Source organism: Streptomyces sp. ADI95-17 (assembly GCF_003846175.1).
Classification (GTDB): domain Bacteria; phylum Actinomycetota; class Actinomycetes; order Streptomycetales; family Streptomycetaceae; genus Streptomyces; species Streptomyces sanglieri.
The window spans coordinates 1,524,535-1,537,470 of the sequence record NZ_ML123044.1; the positions used below are offsets into that span (position 1 = coordinate 1,524,535).

At 72.2% G+C, this 12,936-nt stretch carries 12 protein-coding genes; 8 read left to right on the top strand and 4 right to left on the bottom strand.

Features of this window, described 5'->3' with window-relative positions:
* On the bottom strand, positions 1–2,862 hold a 2,862-nt coding region (locus EES42_RS06885), incomplete at its 3' end, for an FAD-binding and (Fe-S)-binding domain-containing protein (protein WP_164495173.1).
* 293 nt (positions 2,863–3,155) lie between these two features.
* On the opposite strand from EES42_RS06885, the gene EES42_RS06890 reads away from it, so the two are divergent.
* From EES42_RS06890 to serC, 7 genes are all read left to right on the top strand, one after another.
* Complete coding sequence (locus EES42_RS06890) at positions 3,156–4,790, top strand: sensor histidine kinase (protein WP_124717133.1); 1,635 nt, start codon at positions 3,156–3,158, stop codon at positions 4,788–4,790.
* Entirely contained in the window at positions 4,787–5,230 is a 444-nt protein-coding gene (locus tag EES42_RS06895; protein ID WP_124717134.1) for a roadblock/LC7 domain-containing protein, read from the top strand. Before EES42_RS06890 ends, EES42_RS06895 begins: the two co-directional genes overlap by 4 nt.
* Complete coding sequence (locus EES42_RS06900) at positions 5,227–5,592, top strand: DUF742 domain-containing protein (RefSeq protein ID WP_124717135.1); 366 nt, start codon at positions 5,227–5,229, stop codon at positions 5,590–5,592. Before EES42_RS06895 ends, EES42_RS06900 begins: the two co-directional genes overlap by 4 nt.
* Positions 5,573–6,250 carry a GTP-binding protein gene (locus EES42_RS06905; protein ID WP_241196258.1) on the top strand — a complete coding sequence of 226 codons (678 nt, stop codon included), beginning with the start codon at positions 5,573–5,575 and terminating at the stop codon, positions 6,248–6,250. Before EES42_RS06900 ends, EES42_RS06905 begins: the two co-directional genes overlap by 20 nt.
* The gene (locus EES42_RS06910) at positions 6,247–7,527 is read left to right on the top strand and encodes a cytochrome P450 (protein WP_124717136.1); all 1,281 of its coding nucleotides are present in this window, start codon (positions 6,247–6,249) and stop codon (positions 7,525–7,527) included. The genes EES42_RS06905 and EES42_RS06910 overlap by 4 nt, the downstream gene beginning before the upstream one ends.
* Positions 7,524–8,732, top strand: coding sequence for a cytochrome P450 family protein (locus EES42_RS06915; protein WP_124717137.1), 1,209 nt, complete (start codon positions 7,524–7,526; stop codon positions 8,730–8,732). Before EES42_RS06910 ends, EES42_RS06915 begins: the two co-directional genes overlap by 4 nt.
* Before the next feature lie 95 nt (positions 8,733–8,827).
* Entirely contained in the window at positions 8,828–9,946 is a 1,119-nt protein-coding gene (gene serC, locus EES42_RS06920; protein WP_124717138.1) for a phosphoserine transaminase, read from the top strand.
* Positions 9,947–10,161: 215 nt separating this feature from the next.
* On the opposite strand, the gene EES42_RS06925 is transcribed toward serC, so the two are convergent.
* The 3 genes from EES42_RS06925 to EES42_RS06935 form a co-directional block, all read right to left on the bottom strand.
* Positions 10,162–10,569, bottom strand: coding sequence for a DUF4259 domain-containing protein (locus EES42_RS06925; protein ID WP_124717139.1), 408 nt, complete (start codon positions 10,567–10,569; stop codon positions 10,162–10,164).
* Between the two features lie 66 nt (positions 10,570–10,635).
* Positions 10,636–11,172 carry a GNAT family N-acetyltransferase gene (locus EES42_RS06930; protein ID WP_124717140.1) on the bottom strand — a complete coding sequence of 179 codons (537 nt, stop codon included), beginning with the start codon at positions 11,170–11,172 and terminating at the stop codon, positions 10,636–10,638.
* A gap of 4 nt (positions 11,173–11,176) precedes the next feature.
* Positions 11,177–12,166 (bottom strand): SdiA-regulated/phytase-like domain-containing protein, encoded by a 990-nt coding sequence (locus EES42_RS06935; protein WP_124717141.1) that lies wholly within the window; start codon positions 12,164–12,166, stop codon positions 11,177–11,179.
* A gap of 58 nt (positions 12,167–12,224) precedes the next feature.
* On the opposite strand from EES42_RS06935, the gene EES42_RS06940 reads away from it, so the two are divergent.
* Positions 12,225–12,911: a GDSL-type esterase/lipase family protein gene (locus EES42_RS06940; protein WP_124717142.1), complete on the top strand. Its 687-nt coding sequence runs from the start codon at positions 12,225–12,227 to the stop codon at positions 12,909–12,911.
* Positions 12,912–12,936: the final 25 nt, after the last annotated feature.

Here is a 12,936-nt window from a genome sequence, read left to right on the forward strand (position 1 = left end):
CAGGCCCTCCCCCAGGCCCTCCCCCAGCCCCTCGGCCAGCACCTCCACCAGGTGCCGTGCCCGTACGCCGCCCAGCTGTTCCAGTTGGGTCCGGCAGGAGAAGCCGTCGGCCAGGACGTCGGTGCCCGGCTCGGCCGCCCGTACCGAGGGCAGCAGGCTCTCCTCCGCGCAGGCCACCGACACGTCCCAGTGGCCGCGTTCGAAGCCGAAGTTCCCGGCCAGGCCGCAACAGCCGCCGCTCAACTCGCCCGTCAGTCCCGCTCGTTCGCGCAGTCGGCGTTCTGCCGCGTCGCCCAGGACGGCGTGCTGGTGGCAGTGGGTCTGGCCGGTGACCGGGCGGTCCAGGCGGGGTGGCTGCCAGTCGGGGGCGTACTCCTCCAGGTATTGGGCCAAGGTCCGGACGGACGACGCCAGTTCGGCGGCCCTCGGGTCGTCGGGGAGGAGTTCGGGCAGGTCGGTACGGAGGGTGGCGGCGCAGCTCGGTTCGAGGACGACCAAGGGTGTGCCGAGCGTGCCGCCCAGCCGGTCCAGGGTGCGGCGCATGACCTTGCGGGCCTTGCCGAGCTGGCCCGTCGATACGTAGGTGAGGCCGCAGCACAGCCCGCGCCCGGCGGGGATCGTGTGACGGCCCGCCGATTCCAGGACCCGTACCGCCGCCCGGCCCACCTCGGGCGAGAGGTGTTCGGTGAAGGTGTCGGGCCAGACCATGGCCACCTCGTCGTTCGAGAAGATGAATGTGCCCTTGCCCCAGCGCCGGTTCAGCCACCGGGTGAACGTCTCCCGCGCCAGGACCGGAATCTCGCGCTCCGGTGCGATGCCCGCCAGCCGCTTGGTGAGGGCGGCGAGGAGGCGGACCCTGGCCAGGGCGTTGAGGGCGGGCGCGAAGCGGGACGCCAGGCGCAGCCATGTCGGCAGCCGGCCCATCGTGTAGTGGGAGGCCGGGCGCAGCCGTCGCCGGTAGTGGTGGTGCAGGAACTCCGCCTTGTACGTGGCCATGTCGACGCCCACCGGGCAGTCGGTGCGGCAGCCCTTGCAGGACAGGCAGAGGTCCAGCGCGTCCCGTACCTCCGTCGACCGCCAGCCGCCCGTGATCACCCCAGCCGTGTCGCCCGTGTCGCCCGCATCGCCCGCATCGCCCGCGAGCATCTCGTGCAGCAGCCGGGCGCGGCCCCGGGTGGAGTGGGCCTCCTCGCCGGTCGCCCGGAACGACGGGCACATCACGCCGGTGCCCGCCGGCTCCGCCGTACGGCATTTCGCGACGCCCACGCACCGCCGCACCGCCGCCGAGAAGTCGCCGCCGTCATGCGGGTAGCCGAACTCGACGTCCACCGGGCGCTTCGGCAGCACCTCGAAGCGGAGGTTCTCGTCGAGCCGGGCGGGGCGGGCGAGGATGCCGGGGTTCATGCCGCCGTCCGGGTCCCAGATGTCCTTGAAGCGGGCGAAGAGGGCGAAGAGTTCGTCCCCGTACATGCGCGGGAGCAGTTCGGCGCGGGCCTGGCCGTCGCCGTGTTCGCCGCTCAGTGAGCCGCCGTGCGCGACGACCAGGTCCGCGAGCTCCTCGGAGAAGCGGCGGAAGCGGGCGACGCCCGGCGGGCTCAGTAGGTCGAAGTCGATGCGGACATGGATGCAGCCGTCGCCGAAGTGCCCGTACGGGGTGCCGCGCAGGCCGTGTTCGGCGAGCAGAGCACGGAAGTCGCGGAGGTACGGGCCGAGGCGGCCGGGCGGTACGGCGCAGTCCTCCCAGCCGGGCCAGGCCTCGGTGCCGTCCGGCATCCGGGTCGCGGTGCCCGCGGCGTCCTCGCGGATGCGCCACAGGGCCCGTTGTCCGGCGGGGTCGGTGACGACGGTGTCGTCCAGGGCGTCGGCCGCCCGCAGGATGCGCTCGGCGTGCGCCCGCGCCTCGGCGGGGGTGGCGCCGCCCGTCTCGGCGAAGAGCCAGGCACCGCCGCGCGGCAGCCCGGCCGGTGCCCGTACGAGGTCGGCGGCCATGCCCTCGACGGTGAGCGGGTGGTGCGGCAGCAGGCCGGGGGCCGCTTCGGCGGCGGCGGCCTCGTCGGCGTAGCCGAGTACGGCGAGCGCGCGGGCCGCCGGCGCCTCGACCAGTCGTACGGTCGCCTCCGTCACCACGCCGAGCGTTCCCTCGCTGCCGCAGAAGGCGCGGGCGAGGTCGGTCCCGCGTTCGGGCAGGAGGGCGTCCAGGGCGTAACCGGAGATGCGGCGCGGGAGCTCGGGGAATCCGGTGCGCAGCGGGGCGAGGTGGGTGCGGATGAGTTCGGGGAGGCCGGTCAGTGCCTCGGGGACGGTGCCCCTGGTCAGGCGCAGGGTGTCGCCGCCGTAGCGGGTCACGGTCAGGGCGTGCGTGTTGTCGGCGGTGGTGCCCCAGGCGACCGAGTGCGCGCCGCAGGAGTTGTTGCCGATCATGCCGCCCAGCGTGCAGCGGCTGTGCGTGGACGGGTCGGGGCCGAAGGTGAGGCCGTGCGGGGCGGCGGCGGTGCGCAGCTCGTCCAGGATCACGCCCGGCTGGACGACGGCGGTGCGGGCGACCGGGTCCAGCTCGACGATCTTCCGCAGGTGCCGGGTGAGATCGAGCACGATGCCGGTGCCGGTGGCCTGCCCCGCGATGGAGGTGCCGCCGCCGCGCGGCACCACGGGCACGCCGTGCGCGCGGCAGACCGCGAGCGCGGCGGCCACGTCGTCGGCGTCGCGCGGGGTGACGACGCCGATCGGTACGCGGCGGTAGTTGGAGGCGTCCATCGTCGTCAACGCCCGGGCGGTGGCACCGAGGTCGACCTCGCCACGGACCGCGGTGCGCAGGGCCTGTGCGAGTTCGGCGCGTTCCGTCGGATTCTGGGGTGCGGCCATGCGGCCCAGGATGCCGTTGATCGGGCCAATCGGTCGCTCGGCGCTGCACGTTTCCCCCGAATACGCCAATACGTCGGCATACGTCGGACGCGTAGTCACATACGTAACAGAGAACGCCACAAGGTCTTCCCAAAGGGAGCGTCAATTCTCATATAGTGACCAGGACTTACCTTGGAATTGTCAGCTCCAGTTACCACGCCCCGTCCCACTGTTCCGAACTGTCCCGATCTGAGCGGTTCGGTTCGCCCCGCTTGCCCGATCCGTCCGTACCCGTCCGCTCCCAAGGACTCCCTTTGAGCCCCTCATCTCGGCCGACCGCAGTGGCCCTGCTGATATCGCTGGCCGTCACCGGATCCCTGTGTCTGTGGGCGGTCGCCGCGGCCCCCGACTCGGCACGGCCCGAGCTGGCCTGGGGGGCGGGGGCCGGCGCCGTACTGCTGTCCGCCGCCGTCGCCGTCGCCGTCCGTGCCCGCGCCGAGGCGAACCGTCTGCGCGCCCGGCTCGCCTCGGAGACCCAGCGGTTCACCGGCGAGATCAGCCGCCTCGTCTCCACCTCCGCGGCCGAGGGCCAGCGGTTCACCGCCGAGACCGCCCGGATCAAGTCCGCCGCGGCGACCGAGACGGCACGGCTCAGGGCCGCGGCCGAGGCCGAGACGGCACGGATCACCGCGCAGGCCGCCGCCGAGACCGAACGTCTCACCGCCGACAACAAGCGGCTCACCGCCCGCGCGACCCGCAGCGAGACCGAGCGTTCCGCCGCGGTCGCCGCCTGCGCCAACGCCGCGGGCCGGATGCAGGCCCTGTCCACCAGCATGCTCGCCGACCTGCGCGAGATGGAGCACCGGCACGCCTCCGAGGACGTGCTCGGCGACCTGCTCCACCTCGACCACCGCACCGCCCAGGCGGGCCGGCTCGCCGACTCCATCGCCGTGCTGACCGGTGCCCGCTCCGGGCGGCGCTGGGCGAAGCCGATCGTGATGGAGTCGATCCTGCGCGGCGCGATGGGCCGGATCAGCGGCTACCAGCGGGTGCGGCTCCACTCGACCAGTGATGTCGCGGTCGCCGGGCACGCCGCCGAGGGCGTCATGCACGCGCTCGCCGAACTCCTCGACAACGCCGCCAACTTCTCGCCGCCCACGGCCGAGGTCCATGTGTACGTCGAGGAGGTGCCGGCCGGCATCGTCCTGACCGTCGAGGACAGCGGCCTGGTCATGAGCGACGTGCAGCTGCGCCGCGCCGAGCGCGCCGTATCGGCCGACGTCCAGGACCTGACGGGACTGTCCGGCACCCGGCTCGGCCTCGCCGTCGTCGGCCGGCTGGCCCGCAAGCACGGTCTGACCGTCTCGTTCCGGCCGTCCGCGCGCGGTGGCACGGGCGCCCTGATGATGCTCCCTCAGGAGCTCCTCACCCGGGCCTCCGCACCGGCCCCGGTCCCGGCGTCCCGGCCGGCCCCCGAGCCGGAGCCCGCGCACGGCAACGCGTCGGCGGTCCGGCCGGCCGCCCCGCAGGCGACCGCCACCACGGCCACCGCCACCACCACCACGGCCGCCACGCCGACCGCCACGGCCGACGCACAGCAGCCGCAGCACTCCCAGCAGCCGCAGCACACTCAGCACTCCCCTTACGCCCCGTACGCCACAGAGCCGGCCGACCCCGCCCCGGCGAACCCCTCGGCCACCCCCGCCGAGGACTCCCCCGCCTCCGAGACCACCGGCAACCTGCCCCGGTTCGGCGAGAGCGGGCTGCCCAAGCGCCCCCGCGGCCGTACCCTCGCCGCCGCCGAGGCCCGCGCCGCCGCCCACACCGACAGCGCCGCGGCCCCCCGGCCCCGCACCTCCGATCCCAAGGAACAGGCAGCCCGCTTCAGCAGCTTCCGACAGGCTGTTCGGGCCAATTCCCCGCACCCGGAAGAAGGCAACACCCGATGACCGCGACCACCGACGAGAAGCTCAACTGGCTGCTGGAGGGGCTCCTGGAGCGCACCCCCGGCACTCGTCATGCCCTCGTCCTTTCCAGGGACGGGCTCAAGCTGTGCCGTACCCCCGAGCTCTCCGTCGACCAGGCAGACCAGCTGGCCGCGATCTCGGCCGGCATCCAGAGCCTGTCGCACGGCGCGTCCGTCGAGTTCGGTGACGGCACCGGCGGCGTACGGTCCGCGATGGCCGAGTTCTACGGCGGCGTGCTGTTCATCGTCGAGGCGGGCGCGGGCGCCCATCTCGCCGTCGTCGCCTCCGAGGAATCCGACGTCGGCCTCATCGGCCACAACATGAGCGAGCTCGTCGAGCAGCTCGGCGAGCACCTCAGTGCCCCGCCGCGCTCCCCCTCGGCCTCCGAGGTCACCACTGCCGACGCGAACGCGGCCGTATGACCCGCCCCCGCCGCCCCGGCCGGGACGACGATCCGGACCGGCTGTACACCCTCACCGGAGGGCGCAGCCGGTCCGACTCGGACGCGTTCGACCTGGTGACGCTGGTGGTGTCCGAGTGCGAGCCGACCCCCGGCATGCAGTCGGAGCACGCCACGATCCTGCGGATGTGCCAACTGCCCACCGCGGTCGTGGAGATCTCGGCGGCCCTCGGCCTGCCCGTCAGCATCGTCCGGATCATGCTGTCCGACCTGCTGGACACCGGACGGATCAGCGCCCGTCACCCCCGTACTGCCCGTGTCGCGGACCGGCTCCCCGACCCCGACATCCTGGAACAGGTGCTCGTTGGACTCCGCAACCTCTGACCGTGCCGCCCTGCAGGCGACGGCCGACAACGGACTGAAGATCGTCGTCGTCGGCGGCTTCGGGGTCGGCAAGACCACCATGGTCCGCTCCGTCAGCGAGATCCGTCCGCTGAACACCGAAGAGACCATGACCCGCGCGGGCGAGGCCGTCGACCACCTCGACGGTGTGCAGTCGAAGACGTCCACCACCGTCGCCTTCGACTTCGGCCGGATCTCGCTCGACGAGCGCTCCGTGCTGTACCTCTTCGGCGCCCCCGGCCAGGAGCGCTTCTGGTTCCTGTGGGACCGGCTGTTCTCCGGCACGCTCGGCGCCGTCGTGCTCGTCGACACCCGCCGGCTCGCCGACTCCTGGTACGCGATCGACCGGCTGGAGCACCACGGCACGCCGTTCATCGTGGCGTGCAACGACTTCGGCGGCCCGCTCCACACCGAGCAGCAGATACGCGAGGCGCTCGCCCTCTCGGACGACGTGCCGCTGGTGGAGTGCGACGCCCGGGACCGTTCGTCCAGCAAGTACGTACTGATCACGCTGGTCGAGTACCTCCACGCCCTCTCGCAGCGCGGGGCCGGTGCCCGGTCCGGCGCCCTCGACACCGCCCCGTCCGCCGCCGCCCGTACGGGGCTCGCGCCGGCGAAGACCCCGGAGCCCACCCCGTGACCCAGCCCCCGGCGCCGCCCTCCGGCTGCCCCGTCTCCCAGGGCCGCGTGCCGCTGTCCGGCCCCCGGTTCCAGACCGACCCGACCCGGCTCTACCGGGAGATGCGCCGCGACCACGGGGCCGTGGCCCCGGTCGTCCTCGACGGCGACATCCCCGCCTGGCTCGTGCTCGGCTACCGCGAACTGCACCAGGTCACCGCCGACCCGGTGCTGTTCAGCCGCGACTCGGACCTGTGGAACCAGTGGGACCGGATCCCCGACGACTGGCCGCTGCTCCCGATGATCGGCCGCAAGCAGCCGTCGATCCTGTACACGGTCGGCCCCCGGCACACCGAGCGCGCCGCGATGATCAGCAACGCGCTGGAGGCCGTCGACCCGTTCGCGCTGAAGCGGTACGCGGAGGAGTTCGCCGACGACCTCATCGACCGGTTCTGCGCCACCGGCGGCGCCGAGATCATCGCCGAGTACGCGATGCTGCTGCCCGCCCTCGTCCTGGCGAAGATCTACGGCTTCAGCGACACCATCGGCCATGCGCTCGTCGGCTCGCTCAACGACATGATCGACGGCCGGGAGCGGGCCCTGGCGGGCCAGCAGCACCTGGCCTCGTCCATGTTCCAGCTGCTGGCCGACAAGCACGCCGAGCCCGGCGACGACGTCGCCTCGCGGATGCTCGCCGACCGCGGCGGCTTCACGGACGAGGAGGTGGCCCAGGACCTGATGGTCATGATGGCCGCCGGCCACCAGCCGACGGCCGACTGGATCGGCAACTCGCTGCGGCTGATGCTCACCGACGACCGGTTCGCCGCCTCCCTCTCGGGCGGCCGGCACAGCGTCGCCGAGGCCATGAACGAGGTCCTGTGGGAGGACACCCCGACGCAGAACGTCGCGGGGCGCTGGGCCTCGCGCGACACCCGTCTCGGCGGCCGCCACATCCAGGCGGGCGACCTGCTGCTGCTGGGCATCGCCGCCGCCAACGCCGACCCGCAGGTCCGCACCGACGGCTCCACCCTGACCGGTGGCAACAACGCGTTCCTCTCCTTCGGCCACGGCGAGCACCGCTGCCCGTTCACCGCCCAGGAGACCGCCGAGGTCATCGCCCGTACCGGCATCGAGGTACTGCTCGACCGGCTCCCGGACATCGACCTCGCCGTCCCCGCCGAACAGCTCACCCGGCGCCCGTCCCCGTGGCTGCGGGGGCTGACCGATCTGCCGTTGACCTTCACGCCCACCCTCGCCCTGGGACCCGCCGCGGGAACCGCCACCGGAGGCCAGAGATGACCCGGATCGCCCTCGACCCCTTCGTCGCCGACCTCGACGGCGAGAGCGCCCGGCTGCGGGCCGCGGGCCCGCTCGCAGAGGTGGAACTGCCCGGCGGGGTGCACTGCTACGCGGTCACCCACCACGCCGAGGCGCGGCAGCTGCTCACCGACAGCCGGATCGTGAAGGACATCGACGTCTGGAACGCCTGGCAGCGCGGCGAGATACCGATGGACTGGCCGCTGATCGGGCTCGCCAACCCGGGCCGCTCCATGCTGACGGTCGACGGCGCGGACCACCGCCGGCTGCGCACCCTGGTCGCCCAGGCGCTGACCGTGAAGCGGGTGGAGCGGCTACGGGCCGGCATCGAGGCGCTGACCACGGCGAGCCTGGACCGGCTGGCCGCGCTGCCGAAGGGCGAGCGGGTCGACCTGAAGGCGGAGTTCGCCTACCCGCTGCCGATGAACGTGATCAGCGAGCTGATGGGCGTGGACAGCGCGGACCACCCGCGGCTGAAGGAGCTGTTCGAGAAGTTCTTCTCGACGCAGACCCCGCCGGAAGAGGTCCCGCAGATGATGGCGGACCTCGGCGCGCTCTTCACGAAGATCGTCGACGGCAAGCGGGAGAACCCTGGCGACGACCTCACCAGCGCCCTGATCGCGGCCTCCGAGAACGGTGACCAGCTCACCGACGAGGAGATCGTCAACACCCTCCAGCTGATCATCGCGGCCGGTCACGAGACCACGATCAGTCTGATCGTGAACTCGGTCGTCGCGCTCCAGACCCACCCCGAGCAGCGCAAGCAGGTGCTGAGCGGGGAGGTGCCGTGGGAGAACGTGATCGAGGAGACGCTGCGCTGGAACACCCCCACGTCGCACGTCCTGATCCGGTTCGCCACCGAGGACGTCGAGGTGGGCGACAAGGTCCTGCCGAAGGGCGAGGCGCTGATCGTTTCCTTCGGCGCGCTCGGCCGCGACGAGGCGCAGCACGGTCCGACGGCCGGTGACTTCGACATCGCCCGCTCCCCCAACCGCCACATCGCGTTCGGCCACGGCCCGCACGTCTGTCCGGGTGCGGCGCTCTCCCGGCTGGAGGCGGGTGTGGCACTGCCCGCGCTGTACGAGCGGTTCCCGGAACTGGAGCTCGCGGTACCCGCGTCCGAGCTGCGGAACAAGCCGATCGTCACCCAGAACGACCTGCACGACCTGCCGGTGGAGCTGGGCTGAGCACCACTCCCGTACGCGGTCCACGGACCGGAGCGGGCGTCTCATCCGACGGACACGGTGCTCGGCCGTGTCCGTGAGGTACTACGCTCCGGTTCGTGGCCGATATCCAGATTCCCGCTGACATCAAGCCCGCCGACGGACGCTTCGGCGCCGGTCCTTCCAAGGTGCGGACGGAGGCGCTCGACGCGCTGGCCGCCACCGGCACGTCTCTTCTCGGTACGTCCCACCGCCAGGCCCCGGTCAAGAACCTGGTCGGCGCGGTGCGTCAGGGCGTGCGCGACCTCTTCTCCCTCCCCGAGGGCTACGAGGTGATCCTGGGCAACGGCGGCTCCACCGCCTTCTGGGACATCGCGACGCACGGGCTCATCGAGACGAAGTCCCAGCACCTCAACTTCGGCGAGTTCTCCTCGAAGTTCGCGAAGGCCGCCAAGCTCGCCCCGTGGCTGGCCGACCCGACCGTGATCGCCTCCGACCCGGGCACCCACCCGGACCCGCAGGCCGAGGCGGGCATCGACGTCTACGCCTTCACGCACAACGAGACCTCCACCGGTGTCGCCGCGCCGGTCAAGCGCGTCGCGGGCGCCGACGAGGGCTCCCTGGTCCTGGTGGACGCCACCTCCGGCGCGGGCGGCCTGCCGGTCGACATCGCCGAGACGGACGTCTACTACTTCGCCCCGCAGAAGTCCTTCGCCTCCGACGGCGGCCTGTGGATCGGTGTCTTCTCCCCGGCGGCCCTGGAGCGCGCCGCGCGCGTCCACGCCTCCGGCCGGCACATCCCGGAGTTCTTCTCGCTGCCGACGGCGATCGACAACTCCCTGAAGAACCAGACTTACAACACCCCCGCCCTGGCCACGCTGTTCCTGCTGAACGAGCAGCTGACCTGGATGAACACCCAGGGCGGCCTGGACTTCACCACCGGCCGCACGGCCGCCTCGGCGCAGAACCTGTACGGCTGGGCCGAGGAGTCGAAGTACGCGACCCCGTTCGTCACCGACCCGGCGAAGCGCTCGCAGGTCATCGGCACGATCGACTTCGCGGACGAGATCGACGCCGCCGCCGTCGCCAAGGTGCTGCGCGCCAACGGCATCGTCGACACCGAGCCGTACCGCAAGCTGGGCCGCAACCAGCTGCGTGTGGCGATGTTCCCGGCCATCGACCCGTCGGACGTCCAGGCGCTCACCGCCTGCATCGACTACGTGATCGAGAAGCTGTAACGCGTACTCGTACGAAGAAGGGCTCCGCGCCGGTGCGCGGGGCCCTTCGTCGTTCACTCGGTCGAGTGGCGGAACGGCTTTCGGGCACGGGCGATCGGACCGGCCTACGAGGGTGACCTCGACATCACTCCTTCAGGAGGGCCGCAATGTCCGCAGCAGCAGTCGAGCACCCCTGTGGCGGTGAGCTCGTCCGCGCCGGCCGCCCCCGCACCTGATCACCCGGCCGCTGCCACCAGCACCTCCCGGAGCCGGGCTATGCCCGGGGCCCACTCCTTGTCCCCCGCGTCGTCCCACAGCTCGCGCAGCTCCGAGTCCTCGCCCAGCACCGCGTCGAGGGCCTTCACCGCGAGGGGCCGCAGGTCCGTCGCGAGTACGGGCAGCGGCTTGTCGGGGCCGTACGCGGTGGTCACCGGCTCACCTCCCGGGCACTGGGAGGCGACCAGGGCGGCCGACGCGACGGCGATCACGGCCTCGTCGCTGTCCAGGTAGTCCGTGGGGGCGATCGCTCCTTCCAGCGCCTTGCGAATCACCGCTTCCTTATCGGCCTCCGGTGTGTCGTCGATCCGCCCCGAGAAGTCCGCAGCGGTGTCGTTGTCGAAATGGCCGGTGTCCCAGGTGCCCATGAGGTCCCCTCCGCAAGTGCTGTGCCTACGTACGCCACTCTGGCATCGACCACTGACAACGGCGGGTCAGTCCTCCCCCACGCCCCGCTCCCAGCGCCGTTCGCCGTCGCACCACTCCTCCGTCGGCACCAGTCCCGCCGCCCCGGCCACGGCGGCGGAGGCGTCGTGGTCCGGATGGATGTGGGCGAGGACCGTACGCACCACCCCCGTCCCCGCACCCGTCCCCGCTCCCGCCAGCAGGTGCGTCACCAGCCCCTCCGCGGCCTCCTTCGCGTACCCGCGCCCCTGCCACCGTGTCCCGACCACCCAGGCGATCTCCGCCTCCGCGCCCGGCACGTCCACCGTCGCCTGGACGTATCCGGCCAGGCGGCCCTCGTCGCGTACCCGCAGCACCCAGTTCCACCATCGTGCCCCGGGGTCCGGCGAACCGGCGGTCTGGCGTCCGTAGCGGGCCCTCAGCTCGTCGGCGGTCTCCGGGGCGCCCCCGGTGTACGTGTGCAGGGCCGGGTCGCCGAGCACCGCCGCCATCTCGTCCGCGTACGCGACCCGCAGCGGCAGCGCGTCCAGCCGTGCGGTGGTGAAAGGTTCGGGTTCAATGTTCATTCGCTCAGTTTCCCTTCCGCCGCCGCCCCATGAGCACCAGGAAGCCGATCCCGGCGAGGACGAGCACCCCGGTCAGGGTCGTCCCCTTCACGTCCCCGGTGCCGCCGCTTCCCGCTCCGGCGGAGGAGGCCGACGAGTCGCCGCCCTTCGCCGGCGACTGCCCTCCGCCCCCGCCGCCCTCCACGTCCACCCGCTCCACGTCGCTCTGCTCCCCCTCCGAGCCGAACATCAGCGCCGAGCCGTCCGCCGTGTACGTCACGGACTCCGCCTGCCGCTGGATCGGCGCCCGGACCGCGTGGTCGGCGCCGAGCCTGCCGTTCTCGAAGACGTAGCCGCGGGCGCTGAAGTAGGAGCGCAGTACCAGCTCCTTGCCGTCCGGCGAGAACGCCCCGTCCGTCACCCACGGCACCTCGCCCACCCGCCGGAACACATTGGCACCGCCGGTGGTCAGTTTCGCGGGGCCCTCGTACAGCCCGCCGCCGTCCTCGTTCTTCGAGGCGATGTAGACGCGTCCGGTCTTCGGGTGGACCATCAGCGCCTCGGCGTTGCGCGGGCCGTCCGCGTACTTCACGTCGAACTGGGTGGCCCGGACCGTCGCGTCCTTCAGCTCCTTCGGTTCCGGGAAGCGGTAGATCCAGACGTGGTCCCAGCTGCCGTTCAGGTTGTCCCCGATGTCACCGACGTACAGATCGCCGTCCGGCCCCAGCGAGATGGCCTCCACGTCGCGGGGTTCGCCCACACCCTTCATGGTGATCGTCGCGACGGTCTTCCCGGTCCGGGAGTCGACGGCGTAGACGTACGGCCCGTCGTCGCTGTCGTTGTGCGTCCAGTAGATGCCGGGGTGGGCACGGCTCGCGGCGAGGCCGCTGGACTCGGTGATCCGGGGGTCCTCGATCGTGAAGCTCCGGTCGGCTCCGTCGTCGGCCACGGCCGGAGCCGTCCCGGCGAACAGGAGCAGCGCGGCGGCTCCGGACACAGTCAGGTACGAACGCATGGCACAAGTGTCCATCGTCACGTCGCAGGCGGTGGGAGTGATCCGCGATGATGACGCCATGCGGTTCACGTTTGTCGGCGATTCCATGACCATCGGCTGCGCCGGCGACTTCACCTGGCGCTACCGGATGTGGCAGCACCTCGATGCCACTCTCGGTGCTCCGTTCTCGATCGTCGGACCGCGCAGCGAGCTGTACGACACCGGGGCGGGCGGGCCCGTCTCGTACGAGTACGGCGCGCCGGACTTCCCCGCCGGGGCCCGCACCCATCTGGCCGGCTGGGGCGAGGGCTGGCTGCACATGTCCCCGGTGATCGCCGACGCGGTGGCCGCGCACGGCACGGACGTGCTGCTCGTCTCGCTCGGCCTGATAGACCTCGGGTTCTACACGGACAGCGGCCAGACCGCCCTGAACGCAAGGGCGTTCATCGCGGCGGCGCGCACCGCGAACCCGCACGTGAAGATGGCCCTGATGCCCGTGATACCGAACATCCGGGCCGAGTCGGACGCCCCGTTCGCCGCCGAGTGCGACCGCTTCAACGAGCTCCTGGCGAAGGCCGTCGCCGACCTGGACGACCCGATGTCCCCGGTCCTGCTGGCCTCCCGCCCGCCGGGGTACGACATCCACGAGGACACGTACGACGGCACGCATCCCGGCCCGACCGGCGAGCACGCGCTGGCGGCGGCGTTCGCCGACGCGATGCACCAGGCGTGGGGGCTGGGCGGCCCGTACACGCCCCGGCCGTGAGAAGACCTGGCACGGCCCGGGACGA